The 13,627-nt window shown below is 70.4% G+C and carries 26 protein-coding genes; 1 reads left to right on the forward strand and 25 read right to left on the reverse strand.

What is annotated here, in order from left to right; all coding sequences use genetic code 11:
- Nucleotides 1–2: 2 nt before the first annotated feature.
- On the reverse strand, nucleotides 3–1,613 hold the full coding sequence (locus tag BMW88_RS30650; protein ID WP_143116333.1) for a phage portal protein: 1,611 nt from the start codon (nucleotides 1,611–1,613) through the stop codon (nucleotides 3–5).
- Between the two features lie 187 nt (nucleotides 1,614–1,800).
- Here BMW88_RS30650 and BMW88_RS30655 point away from each other — a divergent pair, with 187 nt between their 5' ends.
- Nucleotides 1,801–2,187 carry a DUF732 domain-containing protein gene (locus BMW88_RS30655; RefSeq protein ID WP_177221478.1) on the forward strand — a complete coding sequence of 129 codons (387 nt, stop codon included), beginning with the start codon at nucleotides 1,801–1,803 and terminating at the stop codon, nucleotides 2,185–2,187.
- Here the strand turns inward: BMW88_RS30655 and BMW88_RS30660 are convergent.
- The 24 genes from BMW88_RS30660 to BMW88_RS30755 form a co-directional block, all read right to left on the reverse strand.
- Nucleotides 2,171–3,493 (reverse strand): PBSX family phage terminase large subunit, encoded by a 1,323-nt coding sequence (locus BMW88_RS30660; protein WP_089957376.1) that lies wholly within the window; start codon nucleotides 3,491–3,493, stop codon nucleotides 2,171–2,173. The genes BMW88_RS30655 and BMW88_RS30660 overlap by 17 nt on opposite strands.
- Nucleotides 3,490–4,077, reverse strand: a complete 588-nt coding sequence (locus tag BMW88_RS30665; protein WP_143116335.1) for a hypothetical protein — start codon at nucleotides 4,075–4,077, stop codon at nucleotides 3,490–3,492. The genes BMW88_RS30660 and BMW88_RS30665 overlap by 4 nt, the downstream gene beginning before the upstream one ends.
- 27 nt (nucleotides 4,078–4,104) lie before the next feature.
- A complete protein-coding gene (locus BMW88_RS42250; RefSeq protein ID WP_177221479.1) occupies nucleotides 4,105–4,281 on the reverse strand; it encodes a hypothetical protein in 177 nt (58 codons plus the stop codon).
- A gap of 83 nt (nucleotides 4,282–4,364) precedes the next feature.
- Nucleotides 4,365–4,784, reverse strand: coding sequence for a DUF6221 family protein (locus tag BMW88_RS30670; protein WP_089957381.1), 420 nt, complete (start codon nucleotides 4,782–4,784; stop codon nucleotides 4,365–4,367).
- Between the two features lie 4 nt (nucleotides 4,785–4,788).
- Nucleotides 4,789–5,340, reverse strand: coding sequence for a WhiB family transcriptional regulator (locus BMW88_RS42255; RefSeq protein WP_177221480.1), 552 nt, complete (start codon nucleotides 5,338–5,340; stop codon nucleotides 4,789–4,791).
- A complete protein-coding gene (locus tag BMW88_RS42260) occupies nucleotides 5,337–6,344 on the reverse strand; it encodes a hypothetical protein (RefSeq protein WP_177221481.1) in 1,008 nt (335 codons plus the stop codon). Before BMW88_RS42260 ends, BMW88_RS42255 begins: the two co-directional genes overlap by 4 nt.
- The gene (locus tag BMW88_RS30680) at nucleotides 6,341–6,550 is read right to left on the reverse strand and encodes a hypothetical protein (RefSeq protein WP_143116336.1); all 210 of its coding nucleotides are present in this window, start codon (nucleotides 6,548–6,550) and stop codon (nucleotides 6,341–6,343) included. Before BMW88_RS30680 ends, BMW88_RS42260 begins: the two co-directional genes overlap by 4 nt.
- Nucleotides 6,551–6,555: 5 nt before the next feature.
- A complete protein-coding gene (locus tag BMW88_RS30685; protein WP_089957388.1) occupies nucleotides 6,556–6,747 on the reverse strand; it encodes a hypothetical protein in 192 nt (63 codons plus the stop codon).
- The gene (locus BMW88_RS30690) at nucleotides 6,744–7,028 is read right to left on the reverse strand and encodes a hypothetical protein (RefSeq protein WP_089957392.1); all 285 of its coding nucleotides are present in this window, start codon (nucleotides 7,026–7,028) and stop codon (nucleotides 6,744–6,746) included. Before BMW88_RS30690 ends, BMW88_RS30685 begins: the two co-directional genes overlap by 4 nt.
- Entirely contained in the window at nucleotides 7,025–7,261 is a 237-nt protein-coding gene (locus tag BMW88_RS30695) for a hypothetical protein (protein WP_089957396.1), read from the reverse strand. The genes BMW88_RS30690 and BMW88_RS30695 overlap by 4 nt, the downstream gene beginning before the upstream one ends.
- A 58-nt stretch (nucleotides 7,262–7,319) precedes the next feature.
- A complete protein-coding gene (locus BMW88_RS42265) occupies nucleotides 7,320–7,496 on the reverse strand; it encodes a hypothetical protein (RefSeq protein WP_177221482.1) in 177 nt (58 codons plus the stop codon).
- Entirely contained in the window at nucleotides 7,493–8,677 is a 1,185-nt protein-coding gene (locus BMW88_RS30700) for a DNA cytosine methyltransferase (RefSeq protein ID WP_089957400.1), read from the reverse strand. The genes BMW88_RS42265 and BMW88_RS30700 overlap by 4 nt, the downstream gene beginning before the upstream one ends.
- The gene (locus BMW88_RS42270) at nucleotides 8,674–8,847 is read right to left on the reverse strand and encodes a hypothetical protein (protein ID WP_177221483.1); all 174 of its coding nucleotides are present in this window, start codon (nucleotides 8,845–8,847) and stop codon (nucleotides 8,674–8,676) included. Before BMW88_RS42270 ends, BMW88_RS30700 begins: the two co-directional genes overlap by 4 nt.
- Nucleotides 8,844–9,050 (reverse strand): hypothetical protein, encoded by a 207-nt coding sequence (locus BMW88_RS30705; RefSeq protein WP_143116337.1) that lies wholly within the window; start codon nucleotides 9,048–9,050, stop codon nucleotides 8,844–8,846. Before BMW88_RS30705 ends, BMW88_RS42270 begins: the two co-directional genes overlap by 4 nt.
- Nucleotides 9,051–9,070: 20 nt before the next feature.
- Nucleotides 9,071–9,253: a hypothetical protein gene (locus BMW88_RS30710; protein WP_089957406.1), complete on the reverse strand. Its 183-nt coding sequence runs from the start codon at nucleotides 9,251–9,253 to the stop codon at nucleotides 9,071–9,073.
- Nucleotides 9,250–9,663 carry a hypothetical protein gene (locus BMW88_RS30715; RefSeq protein ID WP_089957411.1) on the reverse strand — a complete coding sequence of 138 codons (414 nt, stop codon included), beginning with the start codon at nucleotides 9,661–9,663 and terminating at the stop codon, nucleotides 9,250–9,252. The genes BMW88_RS30710 and BMW88_RS30715 overlap by 4 nt, the downstream gene beginning before the upstream one ends.
- Nucleotides 9,660–10,103: a hypothetical protein gene (locus BMW88_RS30720; protein ID WP_089957414.1), complete on the reverse strand. Its 444-nt coding sequence runs from the start codon at nucleotides 10,101–10,103 to the stop codon at nucleotides 9,660–9,662. Before BMW88_RS30720 ends, BMW88_RS30715 begins: the two co-directional genes overlap by 4 nt.
- Before the next feature lie 74 nt (nucleotides 10,104–10,177).
- Nucleotides 10,178–10,714 (reverse strand): zinc finger domain-containing protein, encoded by a 537-nt coding sequence (locus tag BMW88_RS30725; protein ID WP_143116338.1) that lies wholly within the window; start codon nucleotides 10,712–10,714, stop codon nucleotides 10,178–10,180.
- Nucleotides 10,701–11,681, reverse strand: coding sequence for a hypothetical protein (locus BMW88_RS41240; RefSeq protein ID WP_143116339.1), 981 nt, complete (start codon nucleotides 11,679–11,681; stop codon nucleotides 10,701–10,703). Before BMW88_RS41240 ends, BMW88_RS30725 begins: the two co-directional genes overlap by 14 nt.
- Before the next feature lie 43 nt (nucleotides 11,682–11,724).
- Nucleotides 11,725–11,991, reverse strand: coding sequence for a WhiB family transcriptional regulator (locus tag BMW88_RS30735; protein ID WP_089957422.1), 267 nt, complete (start codon nucleotides 11,989–11,991; stop codon nucleotides 11,725–11,727).
- Nucleotides 11,988–12,479, reverse strand: a complete 492-nt coding sequence (locus BMW88_RS42275) for a hypothetical protein (protein WP_089957425.1) — start codon at nucleotides 12,477–12,479, stop codon at nucleotides 11,988–11,990. Before BMW88_RS42275 ends, BMW88_RS30735 begins: the two co-directional genes overlap by 4 nt.
- Nucleotides 12,480–12,554: 75 nt before the next feature.
- Nucleotides 12,555–12,938, reverse strand: a complete 384-nt coding sequence (locus tag BMW88_RS30745; protein WP_089957428.1) for a hypothetical protein — start codon at nucleotides 12,936–12,938, stop codon at nucleotides 12,555–12,557.
- On the reverse strand, nucleotides 12,926–13,297 hold the full coding sequence (locus BMW88_RS30750; protein ID WP_089957431.1) for a hypothetical protein: 372 nt from the start codon (nucleotides 13,295–13,297) through the stop codon (nucleotides 12,926–12,928). Before BMW88_RS30750 ends, BMW88_RS30745 begins: the two co-directional genes overlap by 13 nt.
- Nucleotides 13,294–13,605: a hypothetical protein gene (locus tag BMW88_RS30755; protein WP_143116340.1), complete on the reverse strand. Its 312-nt coding sequence runs from the start codon at nucleotides 13,603–13,605 to the stop codon at nucleotides 13,294–13,296. The genes BMW88_RS30750 and BMW88_RS30755 overlap by 4 nt, the downstream gene beginning before the upstream one ends.
- Nucleotides 13,606–13,627: the final 22 nt, after the last annotated feature.

Consider the following 13,627-nt stretch of genomic DNA (forward strand, 5'->3'; position numbering starts at 1 on the left):
CGCTACTCCTCGTCCGGCTTCGGCGGCGGGACGTCTTCGGGGTGGTCGTCCTCGGTCGGGCCCAGCAGCGGCGAGAGCGCGTTGAGCTCCTCGTCCTCCTTCGCCAGCCGCGCCACCTCCTCCTGGACCTGGGTGTCGTCCCAATCGGGGTGGGCCTGGCGCACCCGCACCTCGCGCGACGCGGCACGCGCGCGGGTGAGCAGCTCGATCACCTGCGCCATCTCCAGCGGGTCCGCCTGGTCGGCCTCCCGCCACACCAGCGTCGGCGGGCCGTCCGGCACCGGGGCGCCGGGGTTCAGCACGGCGTTGAGTCGCATCAGCGTCTCGGCGATCGACTCCAGCGCGGGACGCAGATAGCGGCGCTTGCGGTCGCGGGTGCGGTACGACTTCTCCGCACGCCGACGCATCGCCGTGCCGGACAACTGGCCCTCGACGTGCATGCCGAACGACTGCGGCGCGTACCCGGCGCGGCTGACGATCTGCTCGATGAGCTGCAGGACGGTGCGCTCGTGCGCCTCGAACCGGATCTCCGGCTGGATCAGCTGGATCGGGACAGGCTTGCCGTCGCTGTCCTCTACCGGCATGTTCAGCGGCACGAACACCTTGGCGTCCACATCGAACGCCTTCGCGGCGGTCGTGTTGCCCTTGCCGAACAGGCCGCCGAGGATCCCGCCCCTGCCGGCGGTCGGCGTGAGCATGTCCTCGGAAGCGAGGATGCGGGCCTTGGCGAGCTCGATGTCCCGCATCCACGACGCCATCGCCTCGTCGAGCGCGTCGAACAGGGTCTCGCAGCCCTGGAAGTCCGAGCGGCCCAGTGGAACCGTGGTGTCGAGCGGGTTGGGCAGGTTGTTCGGCACGAACTCGACCAGCAGCCCTGGCTTGATCGGCGTCGTGTCTATGACCGGCAGGAACTGCTTCGTCGTCGGGTGGTCGGCGAGCGGCTGCGGAGAGCCGATGTGGGTCAGCGTGCCGCGCCACAGCTCGTGTCGGATCTGGCCAGGCTCGTGGTGCTCCAGCCACCGCCACACCTCGGTCGAGTCGCGGCGCTGCGTCCAGTCCGCCGGGGCGGGCAGCTCGGTGACGAACGTGACCGCCAGCAGCTCGCCGAACAGGAACGTCGGCAGCGCTTGGTCGCCGGCCACGATGGTGAGCAGCGGCCGCTTGCCGAGCCGCTCATCCCATGCGGGCTTCAGGTACCAGCCGCCGACGGCCGAGCCCGTCTCGACACCCTCCAGGAGCTTGTTCGCGAAGCCGATGCGCTGCGCGATCCCGTCCCACGCTTCCTGGACCGGGCTCTTCTTCGGCTTCGCTGGCGCCTCACCATCCGCGGGCTTGGCGGGCTCGGCCTGCTGGTCTTCCCAGTCGATGTGCGGCGTGTCCCCGGCGACGAGATCGGCAGAGGTGCGGGCGATGTCCGCGGCGATCGGCACGTGCACCTGGCGTTCACCGGGCTTGTACGCCATGCGCGCCCAGTAGCCACCGGGGGCGGTTGTGGGCGTGCGGGTGCGCAGGGCCGTCAGGTCGCCGCTCCACCAGGCCCGGTGCGACTGCCAGTAGGCGCGGAGGGTCCAATGCCCTGGGGGCGGCCACATCGTTCCGGGCTCGATCAGCACGATGCCCACGCTCGGGGTGGGGTGTCACCTCGGCGTGGGCTTCGCGCTTCGCCACCATCTACGGTCCCTGGATGAGCCGCACAGGTGACGTTGCGCAACGCGTGTCACCCGTAACACGTCCACGGTCGAGGGCGACCACACGAGGTGGAGACGACTGCCGGCAGGGGTGGACATGCAACGTCGAACGATGGCCGTGCTCGCAGGGGCGTTCGCGCTGGCTGGACTTGCCGGCGGCACCGCGGCCCTGCTCGCGGCGAACGACCAACCGGTGAGGGCCGGCACCCAGAGCACCGCCACCGCGACGGAGGCGACGCCGGCGGCGAACGCGAAGGACACCTTCGTGAAGATGCTGCGCGACCAGGGCGTCGTGCACGGCCCGGCTGACGAGCAGATCGTCTACGCCGAGGGCGACATGTACTGCCGGTACTTCGGCGAGGGCCTGACCGTCCAGCAGCTCATGGACAACGCGGGCGCGACGGGCACAGCCGAGCGGGCGAAGTCGGAGCGTGTGCTGTCGGCCGCGGCCGCGACGCTGTGCCCGCAGCACGCACCGAAGCTCATGCCGCAGTCCTAGCGTCGGCCGTGCTCGCGAGATTGGGCAGCCACGCCCGCCAGATCATGCGGCCGGCCATGACCGCGTAGCGAAGGGCGTCCGGGCCGTGGTCGTTGACCTTCAACGGCTGCTCGTCCTCGCCGCGTTCGAGAGCCTTCTCGTCCCACACGTACCCGGTCAGTTCGTCCCACAGGATCGGGCAGCGCGCCTTGTCGACGTACAGGCGTTCCCCACCGAACAGCGACAGGCACGCCTGCAGCCCGAGCTCCACGCGGTTGTCGGCGCCGCGGACACCAGGCCAGCCGTCAGCACGCAGTTGCACGCGCAGCGGGGCGGCCGAGGGGTCGAGCACGGTCACGAACCCGAGGCCAGAGGGCTCGACGATCGGCGCCGCCCACGCGGCCATGCGCGCGGACTGCTCCGCGGCGGTCAGCTGGCCCTTCTCACGACCGTTGTGCTGCCACTCGGCGACGACCCAGAACGCGTCACGGCCGGAATCGTCGGCGGCCAGCACCATCAGCACGGCGTGCGTGGGGTTCGAGGTGCCGTAGTCGATGCCGACCCAGGCCTGCTGCCACCGGTCGGGCGGCGGTGCTGGCTTGCAGTGCACCTTGTCGTCGAGCAGGCCGTAGATGGCGCCTTCGGCGGCGACCCACTTGCCGTCGATGTTGCGGTCGTACCAGAGGCCGTGGTTCTCGGCGATCAGCGACCGCTTGTAGTCGTCGTCCAGCGAGGGGTTGTCGGGCAGCCGGAACTGGAAGCGGACCATGTTCGGCCGGTCCTTGTGGCCGATTGGCAGTTCGAGCTTCCTGATGAACTCCTTCATCAACCAGTGCGACGGCGTGTCCGGGTTGGTCGTCGCGAACAGCTTCGCGCCCGGCACCGACAAGCGGTTGAGGAGCTGCTTCCACACCACGTGCGGGATGACCGTCGCCTCGTCGACGTACGCCCCGTACAGCGTCCAACCGCGGATGGTGGCCTCGGCTTTGACGTCGTGCGCGCCGACGACGTGCACTTCGCGGCCGTAGATCTTGCAGGTGGGTGCGCCGCGGGTGAAGACGATGGCACCGGGGTCGATGTCGGCGATGACGTCGAGCACGTTGCGGGCGATGCTGTCCTTCGTGCGGCCCATGATGACGAGCGCGCCGCGCTTGGGTGCGTCGCGCACGAACTTGAGCCAGCGGATGATGCTTCCGACGGTCTTGCCGGACCGGACCGCGCCGTCCCATAGGTTGATGCGGGCGTTGGCGCGGAAGATCGACCGCTTCTGCTTGCGGCTCAGCGGGACGAGCTTGAAGACGCTCGTCGGGACGAGCGTGCTTTTCACTCGACGGGCTCGCTGGGTGTCGGGGCCTCGTCGTCTTCGTCGTCACCGATGGTCTCGGGGTCGTTGACGAGCGCTTCCCAGAACCGATCGAGCAGGCCAACCGAGGCATCGGTGCGACTGGTGTCGTTGTCCAGCTTGGCGAGGTCGACGGCGGCCTTGGAGAAGGTGGCGATGGCAGCGGACATCGCGCGGTAGTCGGCGGGGCCAGGCGGGAGAACAGTGTGCTCGACGTGTTCGCCGCCATCTTCGCCGCCGTCCTTGACGACGTTCAGGTGCACGACCTCGTCGTGGATCCGGTCGACCAGGTCGGCGGCTGAGTCGAGCAGGTCTTCCTGGAGCAGAGCGCGCTGGCGTCCGAGGTGGACGCGACGGGCTTCGGTGGCGGCAGCTGTCTGCTCGGCGCCTTCCAGCCAGGCGTCGCCGAGGCCGTGCTCGTCGGCGATGACTCCGACGGTGGTCTTGCCGATGCCGAAGCGGCGGGCGATGGCTCGGACAGAGCCTTCGGGGGTGCCGGCGTGCGCGCGGATGTAGTCCGCGACCTCGGCGCGGATGTGGTCCGGTGTGCGGTTCTGCGGGTTCGGCACGCGGTGATGGTCGCCGCGTGCTGTCACCTACTGCTGTGGCGGTTCCAGGATCTGTTTGCACAGGTCAAGGACGCGTTGGAGTTCGGGGTCGGTGACGAACCCGCCGGCACCGGTTATGGCGAGGATGCGTTGGTGGCGTTCCTGCAGGGTCTGGATGGTGGCGGGGATGATCTCGGTGACGAACAGCGGGCGCGGGGGTGGCATGCGTGTCTCCTGGTGTGGGTGCCCGGCTGGCTTCCCATTCCAGCCGGGCGGCGCAGAGTCTCGCACACCTGTTCGATTCCGTGTCAAGCGGACTTCCATCTCCACTCGTCGCGGTAGCCGGGGCGGTGCCGGTAGGCCAGGCCGAGCCGCCGGACCACGTCACGCATCCGTCGCCGGGCAACGGGATTGGACATGAGAACGCCTTGCTCGTCCGACCTCTGGTCATTGCTGCTGTCGCACACGTACTCGAACAGATCGAGGATCGCCTCGTGCGCGTCGCACTGGGCCAGCACGGTGCGCGGGTCGTGGCGGACGATGTGGGCGATCTCGTTCACCCACGAGTGCGTGACGATGAGGTGTCCCACGCCGTCAACGATCCGAGCGTCCTTCCCGTACCACCGCTCGGTGCCGTGTTCTACGCGGCTATGTGCCGCGTGCGCGACCTGTCGGTCCTCGGTGATCTGCTCGCGCAGCCACGTCACCAGGTCATCCACGTCGGTCATCCTCTCAGGCTGCGGCCGGTATGGCGGCCTCGTCGGGCTGCTGCTCGCGTTCGGCGCCCAGCGGGGCCGGGACGTCGAGCGGCAGCAGGTACTGGCCGGCCCCGGCGAGGCGCCGTCCGGCCTTGAACGGCACGGTGAGCACGAGCAGCGGCCGCGACCACACCGCCATCGCGCGGGCCCGGAACCGGCGTTCACGCTCGTACAGGGCGTGGCCGTCTTTGCATGGCCTGCAGGTGCAGCCCCATTTGACGCGGCGGGCGTGGGTGCCGTGCGGCGGCGGGTCGCCGGGCAGGGGGAACCCGAACTCGACGGCGATCTTCTTGCGGTCGGCACGGTCGAGTCCGCCCCAGATGCCGTTGGGTTCGCCGCGTTCGAGGGCGCTGATGGCGCAGTCGTAGCGGACGGGGCAGGCGGCGCAGATCGTCTTGCACGCGAGCGCCTGCGGGCTCTTGGCCTTGGCTTCGATCCAGTCGAGCTCCGGGAACAGCTGGCAGGCGCCGCGCTCGTGCCAGTCCGGCACGCTCCAGGGCACGCGGGGAAGCTCGACGGTCGTCACGGGCCCGCCTCGGCGTCGAGGCTGCGGTGCTCCGTGAGTCGGAGCTTGTGGCACATCAGGCCGACCCACGTCGACATCGAGTAGCCCGCGCTGCCGCACCACTCGCCGTTGCCCTTGCGCCACCACGTGACGCCGTCCGAGGACTTGAGGACCAGCCCCAGCTCGGTGGGCTCCAGGTCGCCCTCGCGCCACACCCTCGGCTCGCCTGGAGTGCGCACGGTGTCCGCGTCGAGGTCGAGGACTTCGTCCAACTCGCCGGCGGTGAGCGGTGCCGCCTCGGGCGGCCCGTAGTGGACCCAGCAGCCGTTCGTCTCGGGCACGCGCGGTTCGAGGCACTCGGTTCCGTCGTGGATCTGCCCGCATGCGGGCGGGAACGCGCGGTCGAACGCGGCGGCGCCGGTCAGCGATTCGAGGTCGACCTGTTCCTCGCGGTGCTCCTGAGGGCTGAACGCGTACCCGATCGACGGGCGGTGCGCGGCTTCGCGGTCGGCGCGTTCGGCCGCTTCGAGCGGGAACTCGGCGGCGGGCGTGAACCACGGGTTCGGCTTGGCGCGGCGGCGTTCGTCCTGCCGGACCCACCCGCTGATGATCCCGTCACGGGCCGCGAGCTCGGCGGTGAGACGCTGGACTTGGTCAGCGAGCCGCTGGTTCTCGGCGAGCATGGCCTCGTCGTTACGGCCCCAGTCCTCGACGGCCTGGGCGTGCTCGCTGGTCAGTTGTCGGTGCATCGCGTCGACGGCCCGGCGGTACTGGACCGCGCGCCGGGCCATGCCGCGCAGCAGGCCGGACAGCACAAGGTTGCGCTGCCGCACGAACTCGGCGAGTCGCTGGAACTCAGTCATCAGCGCGCCCGCGGACTCCAGTCGTTCCGAGACGATCTCCAGCACCGCGTCGGCCATCTGCTCGTACGTGGCGTCGGCGAGCGGTTCGAGTCCGAGCTGTCGGCCGTCGGCCTTGGCGATCGCCTCGGCGGCGCGCGCTCGCACTGCGGGCGGGATCGTCACAGGTCCTCCAGGTACTCGGGCGCGTGGGTGCGGTCGGGGTGTTCGGCCGCCCAGGTGAGCAGGTCGTCGCCGCGGGTGTTGCCGTCCGGCAGCGGCAGATCGGCCGGCTCGTCCGGCACGGTGTCGGGGACGTGCATGACCGCGACCACGACGATCGCGACGGCGACCACGACGATCGCGCCGAGGAACTGCACTGCGAACGCCACGCGCCTCACCGCCCCGGCTCCGCGGCGGGCCGCTTGCCGTAGAAGGCGAGCAGCATCCACGCGATGAGCACCAGGTCGGCGACGAGCACGCCGATCCGCCAGCCCGACACCTCGTCGAGCAGCTCGGTGACGTCGTCGAGCAGGATGACGGCGGCGAGCACGAGAGCCCAGCCGCGGGCGTTCAGGGGCCGGTTCACGGGTGCAACCTCCGGATGAGGCCCGCGACCAGCGGGCGGCGGGGAACGGGCTTCGGCTCCGGTCTCTCGGGCATCGCGGCAATCTCGTCCACGTAGGCGCCGTGGAACTCCAGCCCGCGGACCTCGGGCGCGATCGGCCGGCCGCGGTACGGCTCGACGGACGGGCCGACCGGGTACGGGGCGCCGGTGGGCGTCCAGCGCATCGCTCCGGCGGTCACCCACGGTCCGGGCTTGCACGTCCAGCAGCCGGGACGGCACGGCACGAACTCGTCCTCGGTCATCTCCCACCGTCCCCTTCGGCTGGCGGGTCGATGGCGTCCGCGAGCAGCGACAGGTCGCCCGAGTCCGGCCATTCGATGCCGGCGTTCTCGGCGTCGTCGACGAGCGCGGACAGGGCGCGCAGCACGGCGGCGGTGACGGCGGCGGCGGTCACTTCGAACTGTTCGGGCTCGATCGCGCGGGGCGGCCCCATCGCCTCGGTGGCTGCGTCGAGCAGAGCCTGGGTTTCAGACACGATGTCCTCCAGGGACGGTTAGCGGGTGAGGGTGGTGCAGGGGGCGGGCCGGCACCGGTCACGCGGCAGGGATCAGCGGTTCGAGCAGCGGACGCGCGTACCAGAGCGGCACCCAGCCGCCCGAGAACGTGCGCGGCCCGTGCTCGCCGGACGCCCACACGAGGCGGCAGTTGCGGCCGGCCGGGTCCAGCTCCCACAGGTCGCCGTGGCGGTCCCAGAACGCGCGGGGGGTCATGCGGCGCCCGCCTTGCGCTTGCGTCTCCGCCCGATTCCGAGCAGCAGACGCAGCAGGGCGGCCTCGCCTTGCTGCGGCACGACGCCGTTGCCGAGCAGTCGCAGCTGCTGCGACCGGGACAGGTCGGGCACGTCGGTGACCCAGCCGGCCGGGAGACCCATCAGCCACTCGACGAACCGCGGGTTGAGCACCCACGCCGGACGCAGCGATCCGCGCATGCCGACTGGCTTCGGGTGGCGGCACTCCATCCGGAGCTGACGCGCCTTGCGGTAGGCGGCGGACCACACGGTCGGTGCCGGGACAGGCCTGCCTAGGACGGCTTCCCAGCGTCGGATGGCGGGCTCGAACTGTCCCCAGTCCACGTGCGCGCGAGACTCGACAGCGACGGGCGCACCGCTGCGCCAAGGCTCGGCGACTGGTTGGTCCCGTAGTCCGCCGCGGTGGGCGTCGGCAGCAGCGCCCCCACGAGCGTCGGGTTGCCCCGCACGTAGGTCGCGCTCGACCGGTCCGCGTCCGCCGCAGTCGGTGTCGGCAGCAACTGCTCGTTCACCACCTGCGACAGCGGCGGCCTGAAGCCCGGTGACGCGCGCCGACCCGGCGTCCCGGTGTCCGAGGCCTTCGGCGTGGGCAACAACGCACCGCGCAGGCACGTTGTGTCGCCGCGTTGGTTCGGACCCTTGCCATCCCGCGCTGTCGGCGTCGGCAGGTGTGGCGTATCCGAACCAACGGTCGCGGCGGTGGGGTGCGCCGACGTCGGAAGCGCGTAGGCAAACCCAGCGGAGGTCATACCCGAGCGCGGCCAGGTCGGCGGCGACTCGGTCAAGTCCTCGAACAAGGAGGGCAGAGACGTTCTCCAGGACGACGTGTCGGGGTCGTAGAACGCGAACGGCTGCGACGACGTGGGACCAGAGGCCACTCTGCGCTCCTTCGATCCCGGCACGTTTGCCGGCGACGCTGATGTCGGTGCAGGGGAAGCCCGCGGCGAGCACGTCGACGGGCTCGACCTGCTCCCAGTCCACGCCCGTGATGTCGCCGAGGTTGGGCACGTCGGGGTGCCGGTGCTGGAGCAGGGTGACGGCGGAGGGGTGGTTGTCGCACACCCAGGCGAGTTCGCCTCCGAACACGGCGCGTGCGGCTTGGTCGAGGCCGCCGTAGCCGGTGAACAGGCTGCCGATTTTCACCGCGGGCTCACCTCGGTTTCGTGGACGCTCCAGCCGACGTTGCTGTCGACGGGGAGGACGGTGGGCCAGGGGCCGTCGGCGTCGAGGAGGACGGCTTCGGTGTCGCGCCAGGTGACGAGCTGGCCGGCGGTGTGGCCGACCGGCTCGTCGTGCACCTTGGGCGCGGTCACGCGTTGCCCCACTGCGGCGTGTTGGTCCACTCCTTGGCCGTGACCTCGTGGCCTGAGTTGTCCAGGTGCTGCGGCAGGCCGAAGCGGTACTCGGCGGTGGAGTGGCGCCAGCCGTTGAACTCGCTCCACACGGCTGGCTGCTTGCAGGTGTCGCACCAGGGGAAGCCGTCGACGGCTTCGCGCGGGATCTGGTCGTCAGCCACCGTGGTCTCCTCGTCCGCGCTCATGAGCTGGGGGTTTCGTAGGCCATGCACTGACCGCTTGCCTGGCCGTGTGCGCAGTCGCAGCGCTCCTTGCGGAGGACGCGGTGGCCGGGCTTGGTGGACAGGACCGTCTTGACGTGCCACGTGTCCGTGGTGTTGTCGTTGTCCTGCGGCTCAGGCTTGCTCTTGCTGAACCAGCTCACGGCTGCACCGCCTCGGCGGCCAACTCGCGCAGCTGCTGCGCGGTGAGCTCGTGGCGCTTCTCGTTCGCGTCGAGTCCGGCCTTGGCGTAGAACGCGACGGCGGTCGCGAAGTCCATGCCGGACCAGAGGCGCACGGGGTGCTGGTAGGCGTCGCACGTGATCGTGATGCCGAAGCGGTTGGACTCCTGCTCGATGACGACGTTGGCCTCGAACAGTTCGGCCCAGCCGGCGAGGTCGCTCGGCGTGGCGCGCGGCATCATCTGGATCTCGACGCCCGCTTGGGCGGTGATGGTCATCAGGTTGAAGTTGACGCCCGCGATCTGCGGAACATCGTCGATGATCGCGAGCTTGTTCAGGACCTCGAAGCTGATGCGCGCGAGGTCGGCGGCGAGCTGGTTGCGGTCGCTCATCGGGTCACCGCCGCGTTGTTGAGCTTGTCGACGGTGCCCTGCTCGACGCTGGGCCGGCAGCCGCCGATGAGGACGACGACGGCGACGCAGGCGAGCACGACCGTGACGCGGGCGACGGCGGCGAACCGCTCCAGCGGGCGGCGGTCGTCCCACCACTCGACGAGCGGCAGCAGCAGGACGGCGCCGACCGCGAGCAGGTCGTGCCGCAGCGGGTTGCGCTTGGGGACGTCGCGGCGGGCGATGGTGAGCGTGAGGCTCGGCGAGAGCGCGAAGCCCTGCACGGTGTCGGTCCAGATCATGACCAGGGCGCCGTAGCGGGTGGCCAGGTGGATGGACTGCCGTTCGCCGGTGGCGGGGTCGATGATCGTGTCGCCGGAGCGGAGGGCTCTGGCCTCGATGGTCTCGGTGCCGCTGGTCAGGCGGCTGGTTTCGGTCTGCATGTCGTCTCCAGTTGCTTGGTGTCACCTGAGGTGATGCGTGCACGTTAGTATACTACGTGCATGCATGCAAGTAGCTAGGCACGCGAAGACTCGTCAGAGGTGACACGAACTCCCGCCTGGGCGGCCTCGATGCGCGCCGGATGTGCCGGCGACTTCGTCAACGGCTGGCCCTTCCACGTCACGCACGGCCGGCTGGGCTCGGCTTGGCACACCGGACACGGCACCGACCGGTACAAGCGCCGTACCGCGGTCTCGCCCTCAGCGATCGCCTGCGCCGTGTTCAGGTCCTCCCCGGACTTCAGCGCCTTCCGCTCCACCAGGGCCGCCAGCGCGCGATCCACACCGGCTTGGATCTGCGCGTCGTTGCGCACCGCCCCGGCGCCGACCGGCGGCTGCTGTCGGCGGGCCCGCCAGTAGTTCGCGATGTCGTAGGGCGTGATCGTCTCCGACGTGCCCCGATAGTGGTGCCGGAACGCCTCCCGTGCCGCCGCAGCCGGGATGTCGGCCAGCAGCTCGTACCAGGCATCCAGCACGTCATCGTCTGCAGCCGGGAAGTACCGGTCCACACCGGACGCCACGCCCATCAGCACTGCGAGTTCATCCCGCGTCACGGGTGCCTCCTTCGATCATGCGAGGGGCCCAACCGGAGGGCTCCTCGGTGGTGGGTTGGGTGAGGCTCAGCCAGCCGCGGACCTTCTCGCCACGAGCCGACCGTGCGGGCGAATGCGCACGCGACCCCCGGACGTCCCGCGTGGAGTGCCCTCCGTTGGCCTCTGCTCGGGCTGCTCGGGCGGCTTCGGTGTAGGCGTGGGGGAGGTAGTTGGGTGATCGTCCTTCGACGGCCCAGAGGTCGAGGGCGTCTCGGAGGATGGGGAGTTGGGCGCCTTGGCTCAGGAGGGTGGTGACGTGTTTGGCGAGTTCGCGTTGTTGGGGTTTGAGCACGGGGGTGCTGAGGGTGTCGGCCCATGAGGCGACGAGTCGGTAGGCGTCGGGTCGGCTGGCGGTGGTGTTGAGTTCGGCGGGGGTCACGCGCTCGCGGGGGCGTGCGGGGGCGCGCTCGCGCGGGGGAGCGGAGCGACCTGCCTCTGTTCCCCTGTTCCCCTGTTCCTCTGTTCCAGTCGAGGGGGTGTCGCGAGGGTGTCGCGAGGGTGTCGCGGGGTCTTCTTCGTCGGGGGGTTCGGCGGGCGGCTCCCAGGTGTCCTGATCTGGGGTTTCGTCTGCGGGTGGGGGCGGGAGGTCGGCAGGTGGCCTGGGGTACCTGGGCTTGTTGGGGCGGTCGACGCGTTGGTGTCGGTCCCAGCCGGTGATGTGGATGTAGCGCTTGCCCGCGACCTCGTAGCGGGCTACCAGCAAGGCTCGCGAGAGTGTCGCGAGGCCGTCGCGAACGAATTCGCGGGTCTCGACGGGGTCGTCTTCGAGGCCGAAGCAGTCGGCGGCGATGGCCCGGTCGCTGTCGATGCCGACACCGTTGTCGTCCACGTAGGACCAGAGAGCGATGAAGAGGAGCCGGTGCTCGCGTGAGAGGCCGGCGATGTCGTCGCTGCGGTAGAACTCTGGCTTGATGGAGCGGATGCGCACGAGGGTTGCCTCTCCTGGTGAGGGGGAGTGGGGAGGCGGGGGTTCAGGCCGCGTCGTGATCGGGTTCGGCGTCGAGGGTGCCGCCGGGGTGTTCCTTGATGTTGCGCATGGCTACGCGTTGCCGGTTGCTGGTGCCGCCCCAGATGCCGTCGAGCTCGGGGCGGGCGACGGCGTAGGCGAGGCATTCGGCGCGGACTTCGCAGCTCAAACAGGTTCGGACGGCGTGGCGGATGCCGTCGCCCTTGGTCGGGAAGAACGCGTCGGGGTCGGTTTCGGCGCAGCGGCCGTGCATGAGGAAGTTGGGGATCATGCGGCGGTCCCGGTCTTCTTGGCGCCTCGTGCGCGGGCGGCGTGTTCGCGGACGACCCAGCGGTGGATGAGTGCGGGTTCGCCGTCGAGGTGGTCGCGGATCTCGTTCTCGGGCCAGCCGCGTTCGAGGAGGATGCGGACGACTTCGGCGCCTTCGTCATTGGTGAGGGCGTGTGCTGGGAGGTTGCCGGCGAGGGCGAGTTCGATCGCGAGGCGGGTGTTGATGTTCTGATGGGGGATGGGGAGTGCGTCGGTGCCGGGGTCGAGGTGGCGGACCCAGCCGAGGGTGTCTTCGGTGCCGCGGTTGGGGTCGGACATGGCGGCGAGGGTGACGGCGAGCGCGGTCCAGGGGTGGACATCGTCCGGTGCGTCGAGGGCGGCGATGGCGTCGAGCGCGGCGGTGGTGGCTGCGGGGCCTTCGTCGTGGACGGCGCAGACGAGGCGGACGGCGAGGGGGACGAGGTTGTCGAGGTAGGTGGCTCTGTCCACTGTGGTCTCCGTGGTGCGTGAATGGCTGTGCGGGCCGCGCCGAGGGGAAGTTGGCGCGGCCCGCGGGTGGACAGGTCAGGCGGCGGGCTCGTCGAGGAACCGCCACTCGATCCGGGTCACGGTGTCGTTCTCGGTCATGCCCTGTGCCTCGGTGAAGTAGCGGCGCACGAACTCGGCGGGCTCCAGGCCGGGGAAGCCCTCGCGGGTCATCTCTGCCTCGCCGTACTTCCGGCGACCCCAGGACGGCAGGACCATCCCGAGTGGCTCCCGCCACACCTCGACGACCTCGACCTCGGCGACGCGGACGAGCGGCTCGCCGGGCTTGCGGCCCATGACCTTGCGGCACAGGGTGAGGCGGTCGCCGGGCTTGAGGAAGGTCCAGCCCTTGCGGCGGGTGACGGTCTTGGTGCGGTTGCGCACGGCGTCCTCGGTGAACGCGACGCTCATCAGGCGGGGCACGGGAGGACCTGCTTTCCGTCGCGGGCGCCGCGCCAGTACGAGTTGCGGCTGCCCTTGCGGGAGCGGTTGCGGCTGGGGCTGAGTCCGGCTTCGAGCTCGCGAACGATCCGGCCGGCCTGTGCCCACGTGCCCATCACCGACGAGACGAGGTTGCGGTCGTAGCCGTCGGGCCGTTCGTGCCGGACGAGCTGGTGCACGTCGTCGGCGGTGAACGGGCGGTTGTTGCGGGCGCAGACGGCCACGGCGATCTCGATGACGGTGCGGTCGTCGCGGTGGCCGGTGGTGCCGGCGGCGAGGTTGGCGGCCTGTCCGGCACGCCGGTCCGCGTACGCCAGTTCGAGCGTGGTCTGGTCGGTCATGGCGTCCTCTCGGGGGTCGGCCAGGTGACGGTCATCGAGTGACCACCGGCCTCGGCTTGCGCCGGGGTGGTGGTACCGATGTGCGGGAGTGCGTGGTGCCTGTCGAGGCCACAGGCGATGCCCGTGGAACCCTCGATCTCGCGGCAGGTCGGGTGCTCGAAGGTGAGGTCGGCTGCCCAGGAGAACCGGGTGCCGTCGTCGCGTTCGATGACGAACGTGGGGCAGGCGTAGTAGCCGACCACGTGCCCGGCGTCGTGCGGCAGGCCCCCGCCGTTGGTGTACGTCAGGACCTCAGCCCGCTTGTGCACAGCTGCGTGGGGGTTGATCGGT

The sequence above is a fragment of the Lentzea xinjiangensis genome, assembly GCF_900110955.1.
Classification (GTDB): Bacteria; Actinomycetota; Actinomycetes; order Mycobacteriales; family Pseudonocardiaceae; genus Lentzea; species Lentzea xinjiangensis.

What these genes read in the sequence shown, in the direction of transcription:
- BMW88_RS30655 (WP_177221478.1), top strand. Translation starts at nt 1,801, where the DNA reads ATGGCCGTGCTCGCAGGGGCGTTCGCGCTGGCTGGACTTGCCGGCGGC.
- BMW88_RS42250 (WP_177221479.1), bottom strand. Translation starts at nt 4,281, where the DNA reads ATGCCACCCCCGCGCCCGCTGTTCGTCACCGAGATCATCCCCGCCACC.
- BMW88_RS30670 (WP_089957381.1), bottom strand. Translation starts at nt 4,784, where the DNA reads ATGACCGACGTGGATGACCTGGTGACGTGGCTGCGCGAGCAGATCACC.
- BMW88_RS30690 (WP_089957392.1), bottom strand. Translation starts at nt 7,028, where the DNA reads ATGACCGAGGACGAGTTCGTGCCGTGCCGTCCCGGCTGCTGGACGTGC.
- BMW88_RS42265 (WP_177221482.1), bottom strand. Translation starts at nt 7,496, where the DNA reads ATGACCCCCCGCGCGTTCTGGGACCGCCACGGCGACCTGTGGGAGCTG.
- BMW88_RS30715 (WP_089957411.1), bottom strand. Translation starts at nt 9,663, where the DNA reads ATGAGCGACCGCAACCAGCTCGCCGCCGACCTCGCGCGCATCAGCTTC.
- BMW88_RS30720 (WP_089957414.1), bottom strand. Translation starts at nt 10,103, where the DNA reads ATGCAGACCGAAACCAGCCGCCTGACCAGCGGCACCGAGACCATCGAG.
- BMW88_RS30735 (WP_089957422.1), bottom strand. Translation starts at nt 11,991, where the DNA reads ATGATCCCCAACTTCCTCATGCACGGCCGCTGCGCCGAAACCGACCCC.
- BMW88_RS30750 (WP_089957431.1), bottom strand. Translation starts at nt 13,297, where the DNA reads ATGACCGACCAGACCACGCTCGAACTGGCGTACGCGGACCGGCGTGCC.